Below are 14,296 nucleotides of genomic sequence, written 5' to 3'. Positions count from 1 at the left end.
AGTGCGTGAGTACAGCGTCCCCGCCCGCTTCACCGTCGGCGAACACGACAACATCGCGGCGATGGTCTTCGAACACGAGCGCGATGACCCCGACTTCGTCATCTACCAACGTCAAGTCGACGGCGAGTGGACCGACGTCACCTGCGCAGAGGCGGCTGACCAGATCCGCTCCGCCGCACTCGGTTTGATCTCCCTGGACGTGCAGGCCGGCGACCGGGTGTCCATCTTCTCGGCCACCCGTTACGAGTGGGCGATCCTCGACCTGGCGATCCTGGCGGTCGGCGCGGTCACCGTGCCCATCTATGAGACGTCGTCGGCCGAGCAGGTGCGCTGGGTGCTGCAGGACTCGGAGGCGGTGCTGGCGTTCGCCGAGACCGACGAGCACGCGGCGATGGTCACCGAGCTGACCGCCGAACTGCCGTCGCTGCGCCGCGTGCTGCACATCGACGGTTCGGGCCCCAAGGCGCTCGACCAGCTGGTGGAGGCCGGCGCAGAGGTGGAACCGGCCGAGCTCACCGCCCGCCTCGAGGCGCTGCGGGCCGAGGATCCGGCGACGCTCATCTACACCTCGGGCACCACCGGCCGGCCCAAGGGCTGCCAGCTGACGCACTCGAATCTGCTGTACGAGACCCGCGGCGCCAAGGAGAGCCTGCCGACACTGCTCGACGAGGGTCAGCGGCTGCTGGTTTTCCTGCCGCTGGCACACGTGCTGGCGCGCTCCCTGACGCTGTCCGCGTTCGCCAACAAGGTCACCGTCGGATTCACCAGCGACATCAAGAACCTGGTCCCGCTGTTCGCCGTGTTCAAACCGACGGTGGTGGTGTCGGTCCCGCGGGTGTTCGAGAAGGTTTACAACACGGCCGAGCAGAACGCCGCGAACGACGGCAAGGGCAAGATCTTCGCGGCGGCCGTGCAGACCGCCGTCGACTGGAGCGAGGCGCAGGATCGCGGCCGCCGCGGGCTCGCGCTGCGCGCCAAGCATGCCCTGTTCGACCGGCTGGTGTACACCAAACTCCGCGCCGCGCTGGGCGGAGACTGCCACGCGGCCGTGTCCGGCGGCGCTCCGCTGGGCTCGCGGCTGGGGCACTTCTACCGCGGCGTGGGCCTGACCATTCACGAGGGCTACGGCCTGACCGAGACCAGCTCGGCGATCACCGTCAATCAGGTCGGCAACGTCAAGATCGGGACGGTCGGAACGCTGGTGCCCGGCAACAGCATGCGCATCGCCGACGACGGCGAACTGCTGGTGCGCGGCGGCGTCGTGTTCAGCGGCTACTGGCGCAACGAGCAGGCCACCAGCGACGCCTTCACCGACGGCTGGTTCAAGACCGGCGATCTGGGCGTGCTCGACGAGGACGGCTTCCTGAAGATCACCGGGCGCAAGAAGGAGATCATCGTGACCGCGGGCGGCAAGAACGTCGCGCCGGCCGTGCTGGAGGACCGGCTGCGCGCCCACCCGTTGATCAGTCAGGCGATGGTGGTCGGGGACAACAAGCCGTTCATCGGCGCGTTGATCACCATCGACCCGGAAGCGTTCGACGGCTGGAAGCAGCGCAACCAGAAGGGGGCCGGCGCGTCGGTGGGCGATCTGGCCACCGATCCCGACCTGGTCGCCGAGGTGGACGCGGCCATCAAGGACGCCAATCAGGCGGTGTCGCACGCGGAGTCGATCCGCAAGTTCCGCATCCTGCCGGTGGACTTCACCGAGGACACCGGTGAACTGACGCCGACGATGAAGGTCAAGCGCAACGTGGTGGCCGAGAAGTTCGCCTCCGACATCGAGGCCATCTACCAGTCCGAGTAGCGCCGCTCAGCCGAGCAGCGTCCCCAACCGTTGCGCCAGGGTGTCCCAGCGCCACTGGGCCGTCACCCAGTCGCGCCCGGCCGCGCCCATCGCCGCGGCCCGGTCGCGATCGGTCAGCAATTCGGTGATGGCGTCGGCGATCTGGTCCACCTCGCGGCCATCCACCACCAGTCCGGTCTTGTTGTGCTGCACCGTTTCTGGAGCTCCGCCGGAATTTCCGGCGATGACCGGCACGCCGGTCGCCGACGCCTCGAGGAATACGATGCCCAGTCCTTCGACATCCAGCCCGGCGCCGCGGGTGCGGCACGGCATCGCGAACACGTCGGCCAGCGCGTGGTGCGTGGGCAACTCGGCGGCCGGTACCCCGCCGGTGAACGTCACGTCGTCGGCCACCCCGCAGTCGCGGGCCAGTGCGCGCAGCGGGTCCGCGTAGGGGCCACCGCCGACAATGACCAGGGCGGCGCCGGGGACCCGTCGCCGGATCGACGGGAACGCCTTGATGAGCATGTCCTGCCCTTTGCGCGGCACCAGCCGGGACACGCACACCACGGTGGGCCGCTCTCCCAGCCCGTAGCGGTGACGCAGTTCGGCCCGGGCCGCCGGATCGGGCCGGAACCGGTCGGTGTCCACCCCGGACGGCAGGTATTCCAGCGAGGCCTTGGGGCCGAAGGCCGGCGCGAACCGGGACCGGGTATAGCGGCTGACGAACGTGACGACGTCGGTGTCGTCGCCGATGCGGCGCAGCACCGAGCGCGCGACCGGAAGCATCGACCAGCCGACCTCGTGGCCGTGCGTGCTGGCCACCACCCGGGTCGCCCCGGCCCCGCGGGCGCGCTGGGCCAGCAGCGCCAGCGGGGCGGCCGCGCCGAACCAGACGGCGTCGATGCCGAACTCGCCGATCAGCCGCCGCATCCGGGTGTCGACCGCGGGTCCGGGCAGCATCAGCGTGCCCGGGTGGCGCACCACCCGGTAGCAGGCGGCCTCGTCGTAGGCGTCGGCGCCCTTCCACTGCGGCGCGTACACCGTCACCGAATGCGACCCGGCGTCGACGAGCCGGCCGACGAACTCACCGAGGTACGACTGGATGCCGCCCGGCCGGGGCGGAAAGTCGTTGGTTACCAGCAGGACCCGACTCACCTGCGTCAGGCTAGCCTGGCGACCGTGCAGACCGTGCACACGGTCGGAGCGCGGCGACCCGGCCCTAGTGGGTCAGCCACTGATGCCAGCGCGTGAGCAGGCCCGCCGGGCTGGTGCCCAGCACGTCCTGGCTGGCGGTGGCCATGTCGGCGTGCCTGATGCCGCAGGTGGCCAGGTACAGGTCGCGCAGTTTCGGCGGTCCGTAGTCGTCGGCCACGAACCGCGCGAACCACCAGGCGCGGTCATAGGCCAACGAGCGCTGCTCCCCCGGCACGTCCAGGTCGCTGTCGGTGGGCAGCGTCATGGGGAGCAACGCGTCGGCGGGCACCCGCGCCGGTGGGCGGCCCACGAAATCGGCGACCCCCTCGCTGAGCCAGCGCGGTGCATCCGCGACGGTGTCGGCGCGCGCGGCGTAGTGAAAAAGCTCGTGGGCCAACACGATTGGCAATGATGCGGCGCTCATGTTGGCCGCGCCCGGTGCGAACACAATCCGCTGGCCGACAGCGACCCGGCGAACGGGATCAACATGGTCGACGACCGTCACGGCCGCGATATCGGCCCACTGGGACGCCGGTCCCCCGCCGGCGGCCGCGCGAAACTCCTCGTCGGTACCCGCCGCGACCACCGAGATCTCGCGGGTCCAGTCGACGCCCCAGAACGACTCCACCGCGGCGATCGCCGCGCCCATGCCCGACGCCACCCGGGACAGCAACCGGTCACTGGCCGGACCGCCGAGGCCCAGCAGCCGGACGGTGCGGCCGCCGACGGTGATCGACTTCGTCGACGCGCTGATCTGGCTGCGGGCGGGCGTGACCAGTTGGGCGGGCCGGATCCGGCTTTCCCGCGCGGCGTCGAACGGCACCGCGGCGGCCACCAGCAGCTCGACGACGAACACCCAGGCCAGCAGGACGGGGAGCCGCCGGCGCCGCGGTCGAGGGTCTCTAGTAACGGCGGGCGTCGTGGATCGGGCCTGCCGCGCCCATGGGCACCACACGCACCGGCACGCCGTAGGTGGAGGAATGGATCACCATGCCGTCGCCGACGTAGATGCCGCTGTGCGACGCGTCGTTGTAGAAGGTCACCACGTCGCCGGGCTGCAGGTCCGACAGCGCCACCGGCTGACCGCCCTGGGCCTGCGCCTGGCTGGAGTGCGGCAGCGAGATGCCGGCCTGCTGGAACGCCCACATCACCAACCCGGAGCAATCGAACGCCCCGGGTGAGGCGCCGCCCCACACATAGGACGAACCGACCTGGGTCAACGCCGCCTGCACGACGGTCGCGCGGTCACCGCCGCCCACGCCGCCCACGCCGCCCGGGGGCAGCATGCCGGGCATGCCGGGCAATCCACCGGGGGGCGGAACCTCGCCCGGCGCCTGCCCGGGAACCGCGCCCGGGGGCGCCGCGTCCGGTGCCGGGGCCCCGGGGCCCGGCGCGGCCGCGGGTGCCGGATTGGCCAGCGCGGTGCGCTGATCGGCGGTCAACGAGAGGTATTGCGACTTGACGACCGCGATCTGCACCTGCAGCTGGCTCTGCTTGGACTGCAGGCTCGCCCGGACAGCGGCCGCCTGCTCGGCGGCGCTCTTGGCGTCGGCGGCGGACTTGGCGGACTCCCGCTCGGCCTTGGCGGCCTGGTCCCCGGCGATCCGGTAGCTCTTCATCTGGCTGGCCATCTGCGTGGCCATCACCCGCTGCACGGCCAGCTTGTCGATCAGGCCCTGCGGTGAGCCGGCGGTCAGGATGGCCTCCATGCCGTCGACGCGGCCACCCATGTAGGTCGCCGCGGCCAGCTTGTTGACCGAGTCCTGAAACGACGCCAGATGCGCCTTGGCCGCATCGACCGCGGCCTGGTCGTCGTTGTGTTTCTTGTCCGCGGCGCGCTGCGCGGCCAGCTTGTCGTTCAGATCGAGCTGGGCGCTGTGCATCGCCTCGGTGGTCTGCTCGGCCTGGCGGGACAGTTCGTGAAGTTTTGCCGTGGCGTCTTCGGCCGGGTCTGCCCACGCGGGGGCGGTCATGACGCCGGAGAAGATCGCGAAGCCAGCTAGTGCCCCTATGGCCGAACGTGTGAGGACACGCGCAACCGGGTACCTAGAGTCAAGCCTCAAGATTTGCTTCCTTAAACGGCCATCGACGAAAAGTTGTCGTCGAGCTGGTTTAGGTCTCAAACAGGTTACGAAACGATATCGGCGTTTGTCCAAAGCGAGCGGTTAAGAAATTAGAAAGAATCCTGTCATTTCTATGTGAATCGTTTCGCGTGGCCCGAGGACCTTTGTGGGACAAGGCAATTAGGCTACACCAGATCCCCGATCCCGACGAATCGGGACGAGGCGAAGTCGCGGCGCCAAGCCCACCTCGGCAAGAACCTCCAATGCCGCCCGCTCGTCCTGCAATAAAGTATCCGGGACCCCGAGTATCACGCTGACGACGCAGTCGCGGCAGCCGGGGCCGCGCACCGCGCAATCGTCGCAGTCGATCACCACCGGCGTCCCCGGGTCCGGCGGCGTCATGCCGAGGTCGGTGGGTCCAGTTCTTGGTGCCATCGGGATCGGTCCTCTCGCTCTGGCTCCGGCAAATTGGGTGGGCGAACATCACGCCGGACTGCCCGAACGGTAACCGCGGGCACCGACACGTTTCCCTTCGACGCATCCCGGCCCCGCGCCCGGCGTGGGAGCTGCGCGGATGTCGGTCGTCGCGCTTAACGTCACCGCCGTGGCTTCCCGGGGTGCGACTCAGCTGAGCTTCGCCTATGAAGGTTCGCCCGTGGGGTCGCCGTTCACGCCCGACGAACTCGCCCTGCGGGAAACCACCTTCGTCGTGGTCGACCTGGAAACCACCGGCGGCCGCACCAAGAGCACCGAGGGAACCGTGCCCGACGCCATCACCGAAATCGGGGCGGTCAAGGTACGCGGCGGCGTGGTACTCGGCGAGTTCGCCACCCTGGTCGATCCCCAGCGCAGCATCCCGCCCCAGATCGTGCAGCTGACCGGCATCACCACCGCAATGGTCTGCGACGCGCCGACCATCGACGCGGTGCTGCCGATGTTTCTGGAGTTCGCCGGCTTGGACCACGGGGCGGTGCTGGTCGCCCACAACGCGGGCTTCGACGTCGGCTTCCTGAAAGCCGCCGCCGAGCATTGCGAAATCCGTTGGCCGCGGCCGCAAGTGCTGTGCACCGTCCGGCTGGCCCGCCGGGTGCTCAGCCGTGAGGAAGCCCCCAGCGTGCGGCTGGGGGCGCTGGCGCGGCTGTTCGCCGTCGCCACCCAGCCCACCCACCGCGCCCTGGACGATGCGCGCGCCACCGTCGACGTGTTGCACGCCCTCATCGAACGAGTAGGCAACCAGGGCGTGCACACCTACGCCGACCTGCGCGCCTACCTCCCCGACGTCACCCCCACGCAGCGCCGCAAGCGGGTGCTCGCCGAAGGCCTGCCGCGGCGGCCGGGGGTGTATCTCTTCCGCGGGCCGTCGGGCGAGGTGCTCTACATCGGCACCGCCGTCGACCTGCGGCGCCGGGTCGGCCAGTACTTCACCGGCGCCGACCCCCGGGGCCGCATGAAGGAGATGGTCGCGCTGGCCGGCGCGGTCGATCACGTCGAGTGCGCCCACGCGCTGGAGGCCGGCGTGCGTGAGCTGCGACTGCTGGCCGCGCACGCCCCGCCGTACAACCGGCGGTCGAGGTTCCCGCAGCGCTGGTGGTGGGTGGCACTGACCGAGGAGGCGTTTCCCAGGCTGGCGGTGGTGCGGGCGCCGCGGCACGACCGTGCCGTCGGCCCGTTCCGCGCCCGCGCCGATGCCGCCGACACGGCCGCCCTGCTGGCCCGGTTCACCGGGCTGCGAACCTGCACCAACCGGCTGGGTCGCACGGCCCTGCACGGGCCGCTGTGTGCCGAGGCCGAGGTGTCGCCGTGCCCGGCCACGCGCGGTGTCACCGCCACCCAGTACGCCGCCGCCGTGGCGCGGGTCGCGGCGCTGGTCGACGGCGTCGACAACAGCGCGCTGGCCTCGGCCGTGGACCAGGTCGGCGCGCTGGCCGAGCGGCATCACTTCGAGAGCGCCGCGCGCCTGCGTGACCGCACCGTCACCGCGGTCGAGACGCTGTGGCGCGGTCAGCGGCTGCGCGCCCTGGCCGCGTTGCCCGAGCTGATCGCCGCCGCGCCCGACGGCGAGGGCGGCTATCACCTGGCCGTCGTCCGTCATGGCCAGCTCGCGGCGGCCGGCCGCGCCAAGCGCGGGGTGCCGCCAATGCCGGTCGTCGATGCGATCGTTGCTGGGGCACAAGCGATTCTGCCCACACCGGCCCCGCTGGGCGGCGCGCTCGTCGAGGAGACCGCGCTGATCACGCGCTGGTTGACGACGCCCGGGGTGCGCATCGTTCGGGTCACGGCCGAGTCGGAGGAGGGGTGGGCCTCCCCGCTGCGCTCGGCGGGCGCCTGGTCGGCGTGGGCCGCCTCGGCGCGCTCGGCACGACTGGCCGCGGAACAGTTCTCGGCGCAGGCGCTGCGGGAATCAGAACTGCTGGCCGAACCGCACCCATCGCGCGAGCAGGTGTTCGGCCGCACCGGAATCGATGGCCGCGCAGGCGCGCGCCAACCCGTCCTCCCACGCCGGCAACCATTCAGCGCGACTGGATAAACCGGCGTGGGCGACGATCGCCCCGGCGGCATTCAGGACGACGGCGTCGCGCACCGGGCCCTTGCCGCCCGTCAACACCGCACGCACCTCCGCCGCGTTGGCCTGCGCGTCGCCGCCCAACAAGTCGTCGAGATCGGCTCGCGGGAAACCGAATCCGGCCGGATCGAACGTCAGCCTGTCCACCGTCCCGGCCTGCACCCGCCAGATCGTGCTGGTGGTGGTGGTCGTCAACTCGTCGAGCCCGTCGTCACCGTGCACCACCAGCACACTGGACCGGCGGGCGGCGAACACGCCCGCCATCACCTCGGCGAGGTCCTCGAACGCGCAGCCGATCAACCCGGCCCGCGGCCTGGCCGGATTGGTAAGCGGCCCAAGCAGATTGAACACCGTCGGCACGCCGATCTCGCGGCGCACCGCAGACGTGTGCCGGTAGGACGGGTGGAACAACGGCGCGAAGCAGAACCCGATGCCGACCTCGGCGAGGCTGCGTGCGACCTCCTCGGGCCCGAGGTCGATCCGAATCCCGAGCGCCTCGAGCGTGTCGGCCCCGCCGGACAACGACGAGGCCGCCCGGTTGCCGTGTTTGACCACCGGCACACCCGCGGCCGCGACCACGATCGCGGCCATCGTGGACAGGTTCACGGTGTTGACGCCGTCGCCGCCGGTGCCGACGATGTCGACGGTGTCGTCGCGGACGGCGCCGGCCGGCATCGGCAACGCGTGGTCGAGCATGACCTCGGCCAGCTCGATGACTTCGGCCGACGTCGGCCCCTTCACCTGCAGCGCCACCGCGAAGGCCGCGATCTGGGCCGGGGTCGCGGCGCCGGCCATGATCTCGTCCATGGCCCAGGCGGCCTGCCCGCGCGTCAGGTCCTGACCACCCGTCAGGCGAGACAGCACCCGCGGCCACGATGTCGTGGACGCCCCAGACGACGAAGCCCCGGACGACGAAGCCCCGGACGACGAAGCCCCAGATGACAAAGCCACGCGCCGATGGTCCCACGCCGACCACAGCTGCCCCAACCGTGCCGCGAGCTGCCCGCCGCGCCCGCGACCGCGACGCGCCAGACATCAAATGCCGCCCCGGGTGGAGTTCAACAACTACAAAGCGTCATACTTGCGGATGTGACCAGCGCTGCCGGGACTTCGGGTACTGCAATTACGTCGCGGGTGCATTCGCTGAACCGACCCAACATGGTCAGCGTCGGCACCATCGTTTGGCTTTCCAGCGAGCTGATGTTCTTTGCTGGCCTCTTCGCGATGTACTTCACCGCTCGCGCCCAATCGGGCGGGAAGTGGCCGCCGCCACCGACCGAGCTAAACCTCTACCAGGCCGTCCCGGTCACATTGGTGCTGATCGCGTCGTCGTTTACCTGCCAGATGGGGGTGTTCGCCGCCGAGCGTGGCGACGTGTTCGGCCTGCGCCGCTGGTACGTGCTGACCTTCCTGATGGGCCTGTTCTTCATTTGCGGCCAGGGCTACGAGTACTTCCACCTGGCAACGCACGGGACGACCATCCCCGGAAGCGCCTACGGCAGCGTGTTCTACCTGGCGACCGGGTTCCACGGCCTGCACGTCACCGGCGGCCTGATCGCCTTCATCTTCCTGCTGGCCCGCACCGCGATGAGCAAGTTCACCCCGGCGCAGGCGACGGCCAGCATCGTCGTCTCGTACTACTGGCATTTCGTCGACATCGTGTGGATCGCGCTGTTCGCCGTGATCTATTTCATCCGATGAGCAGGCGGCTCCGAATACAAGACGGGACAGGAGTGCTGGGTTGAAGAAACTGGGATCTACCCGATCCGGTGCGGTCAAATCGCCAAAAGGGCAGCGGGACCGCTCGCGGCGGCGGCTGCGTCGCCGGCTGTCCGGTGGCCTGCTGCTGCTGATCGCGCTGACCATCGCCGGCGGCCTGGCCGCGATCCTGACCCCGCGGCCCCAGGTGGCCGTCGCCGACGAGTCGAACTCGGCGCTGCTGCGCACCGGCAAGCAGCTGTTCGACACGTCGTGCGTGTCCTGCCACGGCGCCAACCTGCAGGGTGTCCGCGACCGCGGGCCGAGCCTGATCGGTGTCGGCGAGGAAGCCGTCTACTTCCAGGTGTCGACCGGCCGGATGCCCGCGATGACCGGCGAGGCCCAGGCCCCGCGCAAGGAACCGATCTTCGACGAGGCGCAGGTCGACGCGCTGGGCGCCTATGTCCAGGCCAACGGCGGCGGCCCCACCACGGTGCGCAACCCGGACGGCAGCCTGGCGATGCGCTCGCTGCGCGGCGAGGACCTGGGCCGCGGCGGCGACCTGTTCCGGCTGAACTGCTCCTCGTGCCACAACTTCACCGGCAAGGGCGGGGCGCTGTCGTCGGGTAAGTACGCGCCGGACCTCGAGCCCGCCAACGAACAGCAGATCCTGGCGGCCATGCGAACCGGCCCGCAGAACATGCCGAAGTTCTCCGACCGCCAGCTGTCCTTCGAGGCCAAGAAGGACATCATCGGCTACATCAAGGCCGTCACCGAGGAGCGCCAGCCGGGCGGCTACGGCCTGGGCGGATTCGGGCCCGCACCCGAGGGCATGGCCGCCTGGATCATCGGGATGGTCGCCGCCATCGGGCTGGCACTGTGGATTGGGGCACGAGCATGAGCGACGCCGTGGGTGGCAAGGGAGACGTTCGCGGCTCTGACACCGGCGGGAACCCGCACGGCGCAGGCGAGCGCGAGCCCAACGACGCGGCCCTGGCCGCCATGTCGCAGCAGGAACTGGTGGCGCTGGGCGGCAGGCTCGACGGCGTCGAAACGGTGTTCAAGGAACCTCGTTGGCCGATCGAGGGCACTAAAGCCGAGAAGCGCGCCGAACGCGGCGTCGCCCTCTGGCTTTTGCTGGGCGGCTTTTTCGGGCTGGCGCTGCTGCTGATCTTCCTGTTCTGGCCGTGGGAGTACAAGCCCAAGGAGGCCGGCGGCAGCATTCTCTACGACCTGACCACCCCGCTGTACGGTCTGACCTTCGGGATGGCGATCCTGTCGATCGGGATCGGCGTCATCCTGTACCAGAAACGCTTTATCCCCGAAGAGATTTCGATCCAGGACCGCCACGACGGCGCCTCGCGCGACGTCGACCGCAAGACGGTGGTGGCGAACCTGGCCGACGCGTATCAGGGTTCGACCGTCGGGCGACGCAAGCTGATCGGCCTGTCGCTGGGCATGGGGTTGGGCGCGTTCGGCCTGTCCACCCTGGTCGCGTTTGCCGGCGGCCTGATCAAGAACCCGTGGAAGCCGGTCGTGCCCACCGCCGACGGCAAGAAGGCCGTGCTGTGGACGTCCGGATGGACCCCGCTCTACCACGGCGAGACCATCTATCTGGCGCGCGCCACCGGCTCGGCCTCCACGTCCCCGTTCGTCAAGATGCGCCCCGAGGACCTCGACGCCGGCGGCATGGAGACCGTCTTCCCGTGGCGGGAGTCCGACGGCGACGGCACCACCCCGGAGTCGCAGGAAAAGCTGCGGGCCATCAACCAGGGTGTGCGAAACCCGGTGATGCTCATCCGAGTTCGGCCCACCGACATGAACCGCGTGGTCAAGCGGCAGGGCCAGGAGAGCTTCAACTTCGGCGAGTTCTTCGCCTACACCAAGGTCTGCTCGCACCTGGGTTGCCCCGCCTCGCTCTACGAGGAGCAGTCCTACCGAATCTTGTGCCCCTGCCACCAGTCGCAGTTCGACGCGCTGCACTTCGCCAAGCCGATTTTCGGGCCGGCCGCGCGTGCGTTGGCGCAACTGCCGATCACCATCGACACCAACGGGTATCTGGTCGCCAACGGTGACTTCGTCGAGCCCGTCGGACCGGCATTCTGGGAGAGGACGACAACATGAGTCCGAAATTGAGTCCCCCGAAGATCGGCGATGTCCTGGCCCGCCAGGGCGAGGACATCGATACGCGCTATCACCCGTCGGCTGCGGTCCGCAGACAGCTGAACAAGGTGTTCCCCACCCACTGGTCGTTCCTGCTGGGTGAGATCGCGATGTACAGCTTCATAGTGCTGCTGCTCACCGGCGTGTACCTGACGCTGTTCTTCGACCCGTCCATGGGCGAAATCACTTACAACGGCGCCTATCAGCCGCTGCGCGGCGTGGACATGTCGAAGGCCTTCGCGTCGACCCTCGACATCTCCTTCGAGGTCCGCGGCGGCCTGTTCGTGCGCCAGGTCCACCACTGGGCCGCGCTGATCTTCTCCGCGTCGATCATGGTCCACCTGGCCCGCATCTTCTTCACCGGCGCCTTCCGGCGACCGCGCGAGGCCAACTGGGTCATCGGTTCGCTGCTGCTGATCCTGGCCATGTTCGAGGGCTACTTCGGCTACTCGCTGCCCGACGACCTGCTGTCCGGCATCGGGTTGCGCGCCGCGCTGTCCTCGATCACCTTGGGCATGCCGGTGATCGGCACCTGGCTGCACTGGGCACTGTTCGGCGGTGACTTCCCCTGCGGTGGCGTCGGAAGCGAATGCGCCACAGCGGGTTACATCATCCCGCGGATGTACGCCCTGCACATCCTGCTGCTGCCCGGGATCATCCTGGCGCTGATCGGGCTGCACCTGGCCATGGTGTGGTTCCAGAAGCACACCCAGTTCCCCGGCCCCGGCCGCACCGAGCACAACGTGGTCGGCGTGCGAGTGATGCCGGTGTTCGCGGTCAAGTCCGGCGCGTTCTTCGCCGCGATCGTCGGCGTGCTGGGCCTGCTGGGTGGCCTGCTGCAGATCAACCCGATCTGGAACCTGGGCCCCTACAAGCCATCTCACGTCTCGGCCGGCTCGCAGCCGGACTTCTACATGATGTGGACGGAAGGCTTGGCCCGTATCTGGCCGCCGTGGGAGTTCTACTTCTGGCATCACACCATCCCGGCGGTGGTCTGGGTGGCGCTGATCATGGGCGGCGTGTTCGGTCTGCTGATCGTCTACCCGTTCCTGGAGAAGCGGTTCAGCGGCGACTACGCCCACCACAACCTGCTGCAGCGGCCGCGCGACGTGCCGGTGCGCACGTCAATCGGTGCGATGGCGATCGCGTTCTACATGTTGCTGACGCTGTGTGCGATGAACGACATCATCGCGTACAAGTTCGACATCTCGCTGAACGCGACGACGTGGATCGGGCGCATCGGCATGGTGATCGTTCCGCCGGTGGTCTACTTCATCACCTATCGGTGGTGCATCGGACTGCAGCGCAGCGACCGCGCGGTGCTCGAGCACGGCATCGAGACCGGCATCATCAAGCGGCTGCCGCACGGCGCCTACATCGAACTGCATCAGCCCCTGGGCCCGGTCGACGACCACGGCCACCCGCTGCCGCTCGCCTACCAGGGTGCGCCGTTGCCCAAGAAGATGAACAAGCTGGGCTCGGCCGGATCGCCGGGTAGCGGTAGCTTCCTGTTCGCCGACCCGGCGTCCGAGGACGCGGCATTGCGGGAGGCGGCGCACGGCTCCGAGCAGCGCGCCCTGACCGCACTGCGCGAACACCAGGACGGGCTCAACGGTTCGACGAACGGGTCGACCAACGGCGAGGGGGGCGAGCACTAGCTCGCACCGTCAGGCGACGACGCCGGCCGCGCTTGCGCGGGCGGCGCACAGCCGGTAATCCAGCGCCGCACCGGGTTGCGTCGCTGCACGCACCCGGCGGGCATGACCGCGAGACGTAAACCATGGCGACCGAGCGCGGCGTGTCGTCTGCGTGGTTTACGTGTCGGCGCTAGCGCCGCGAAATCTTAACGGCGGTCAGGCATCCGGCATTGCGGGCTCGTGAGCGGTTGAGGTATGCGGGCCGGCAGCGTCGCGGGGCGGCCGCCCTCCCCTGTTGGCCGGACCCGTCTGACGGCCCTGTTCGCCGGCGGCTATTGCTCGGCGATGACGCGGCGCAGCTGGCGGATGTGCAGCCACTCCACCACCGGCATGGCCCCGGTGATGACACCGGCAAAGCCATATCCGACCCACGACCCGCCGTCGTGACCGATCGCCATCAGATAGGTCGCCGTCGCGACCGCGATCAGCGCCGCGCCCATGGTGCCGGTCAGTATCACGGTGCCGCGCAACCAGACTCGGTCCACCGCCTCGCCCGACCACTCTGCACCCGGCGCCGACGTCGCCGTCTGCACCGTGGTCTGCTGCATCCGCTCGGTCCCGGTGCGCGAAGCGCCGGTCCCCAGCCGCACCGAGGGCCTGGACGGCCCGCGCGCCGGCGCGGTCATCGCCGAAGCGGCCGGCTCGGACTGCGACATCCGGCGGGCCCGCAACAGGATGGGGATCGCGCCCGCGATGATCAGCGCCGACACGATGATGACCGCGTACAGAACCCAGGTGGTGTGCGGGCTGCTGGCCGCCTTGTGAAAGCCCCTGCCCAGATCAGCCAGGGCAACGGCGGCCGCCACGCTGACACCCAGCAGCACCAGATAGATGGCGGCGCACGCCCCGATCAGGATGCGGTCGATGACTTCGGGTGCGATGGTGTCGTCGCCGCCCACCCCGCGCCGATACGCCGAATACTTGCTGACCATCAGCAGCTCGTCTGCGGTGAGTCGTTGCTGTTCGACGAGAGCACGGTTCCGTCGCTGGTCGTGATCGAACAATTGAGCCTGCTGACCCGGAACAGGCTGGATGCCTCCACCGAGCCCACGTCGGATTGCGAGATCGGGGTGACGGTCATCGACCAGGGGATGTACACGTTGTGCTGCGTGCGGCGCCGGCCGGACGCGTC

11 protein-coding genes and 2 pseudogenes are annotated in these 14,296 nt (G+C 69.4%); 6 read left to right on the top strand and 7 right to left on the bottom strand.

All coding sequences use genetic code 11. The annotated features are described in order from the left end of the window. Position 1 precedes the first annotated feature (1 nt). The gene (locus tag A5688_RS11775; protein ID WP_067909897.1) at positions 2-1,804 is read left to right on the top strand and encodes an AMP-dependent synthetase/ligase; all 1,803 of its coding nucleotides are present in this window, start codon (positions 2-4) and stop codon (positions 1,802-1,804) included. Positions 1,805-1,810: 6 nt separating this feature from the next. On the opposite strand, the gene pimB is transcribed toward A5688_RS11775, so the two are convergent. The 4 genes from pimB to A5688_RS11755 all read right to left on the bottom strand — a co-directional run bounded on the left by pimB (position 1,811) and on the right by A5688_RS11755 (position 5,478). Then, positions 1,811-2,941 carry a GDP-mannose-dependent alpha-(1-6)-phosphatidylinositol monomannoside mannosyltransferase gene (gene pimB / locus A5688_RS11770; RefSeq protein WP_067909921.1) on the bottom strand — a complete coding sequence of 377 codons (1,131 nt, stop codon included), beginning with the start codon at positions 2,939-2,941 and terminating at the stop codon, positions 1,811-1,813. A gap of 64 nt (positions 2,942-3,005) precedes the next feature. Next, the gene (locus tag A5688_RS11765) at positions 3,006-3,836 is read right to left on the bottom strand and encodes a hypothetical protein (protein WP_067909900.1); all 831 of its coding nucleotides are present in this window, start codon (positions 3,834-3,836) and stop codon (positions 3,006-3,008) included. A 46-nt stretch (positions 3,837-3,882) separates the two neighbouring features. Further along, on the bottom strand, positions 3,883-5,043 hold the full coding sequence (ripC, locus tag A5688_RS11760) for a peptidoglycan hydrolase RipC (RefSeq protein WP_067909903.1): 1,161 nt from the start codon (positions 5,041-5,043) through the stop codon (positions 3,883-3,885). A gap of 180 nt (positions 5,044-5,223) precedes the next feature. Next, a complete protein-coding gene (locus A5688_RS11755) occupies positions 5,224-5,478 on the bottom strand; it encodes a hypothetical protein (protein ID WP_207546651.1) in 255 nt (84 codons plus the stop codon). A gap of 139 nt (positions 5,479-5,617) precedes the next feature. Between A5688_RS11755 and A5688_RS11750 the strand changes: the two are divergent. Next, positions 5,618-7,507, top strand: a pseudogene (locus tag A5688_RS11750) (DEDD exonuclease domain-containing protein); the annotation flags it as partial. Here A5688_RS11750 and trpD read toward each other — a convergent pair. Further along, positions 7,445-8,557 carry an anthranilate phosphoribosyltransferase gene (gene trpD / locus A5688_RS26875; RefSeq protein ID WP_431602656.1) on the bottom strand — a complete coding sequence of 371 codons (1,113 nt, stop codon included), beginning with the start codon at positions 8,555-8,557 and terminating at the stop codon, positions 7,445-7,447. The pseudogene A5688_RS11750 and the gene trpD overlap by 63 nt on opposite strands. A 138-nt stretch (positions 8,558-8,695) precedes the next feature. On the opposite strand from trpD, the gene ctaE reads away from it, so the two are divergent. From ctaE to qcrB, 4 genes are read left to right on the top strand one after another with little or no spacing between them, the layout of a single operon-like run. Then, positions 8,696-9,307: an aa3-type cytochrome oxidase subunit III gene (gene ctaE / locus A5688_RS11735; protein ID WP_067833635.1), complete on the top strand. Its 612-nt coding sequence runs from the start codon at positions 8,696-8,698 to the stop codon at positions 9,305-9,307. Between the two features lie 40 nt (positions 9,308-9,347). Continuing rightward, positions 9,348-10,205: a cytochrome bc1 complex diheme cytochrome c subunit gene (gene qcrC, locus A5688_RS11730; RefSeq protein WP_067833638.1), complete on the top strand. Its 858-nt coding sequence runs from the start codon at positions 9,348-9,350 to the stop codon at positions 10,203-10,205. Then, positions 10,202-11,428: a cytochrome bc1 complex Rieske iron-sulfur subunit gene (qcrA, locus tag A5688_RS11725; protein WP_067833641.1), complete on the top strand. Its 1,227-nt coding sequence runs from the start codon at positions 10,202-10,204 to the stop codon at positions 11,426-11,428. The genes qcrC and qcrA overlap by 4 nt, the downstream gene beginning before the upstream one ends. Beyond that, a complete protein-coding gene (qcrB, locus tag A5688_RS11720) occupies positions 11,425-13,125 on the top strand; it encodes a cytochrome bc1 complex cytochrome b subunit (RefSeq protein WP_067909911.1) in 1,701 nt (566 codons plus the stop codon). The genes qcrA and qcrB overlap by 4 nt, the downstream gene beginning before the upstream one ends. Positions 13,126-13,436: 311 nt before the next feature. Here the strand turns inward: qcrB and A5688_RS11715 are convergent, their stop codons facing one another. Next, positions 13,437-14,096, bottom strand: coding sequence for a DUF2561 family protein (locus tag A5688_RS11715; protein WP_067833647.1), 660 nt, complete (start codon positions 14,094-14,096; stop codon positions 13,437-13,439). Further along, positions 14,096-14,296: pseudogene (locus tag A5688_RS11710) on the bottom strand (MmpS family transport accessory protein); the annotation flags it as partial. The gene A5688_RS11715 and the pseudogene A5688_RS11710, both read right to left, overlap by 1 nt.

This window comes from Mycobacterium mantenii, from assembly GCF_001667865.1.
Taxonomy (GTDB): domain Bacteria; phylum Actinomycetota; class Actinomycetes; order Mycobacteriales; family Mycobacteriaceae; genus Mycobacterium; species Mycobacterium mantenii_A.
This window is presented reverse-complemented; position numbering and strand designations above follow the sequence as displayed.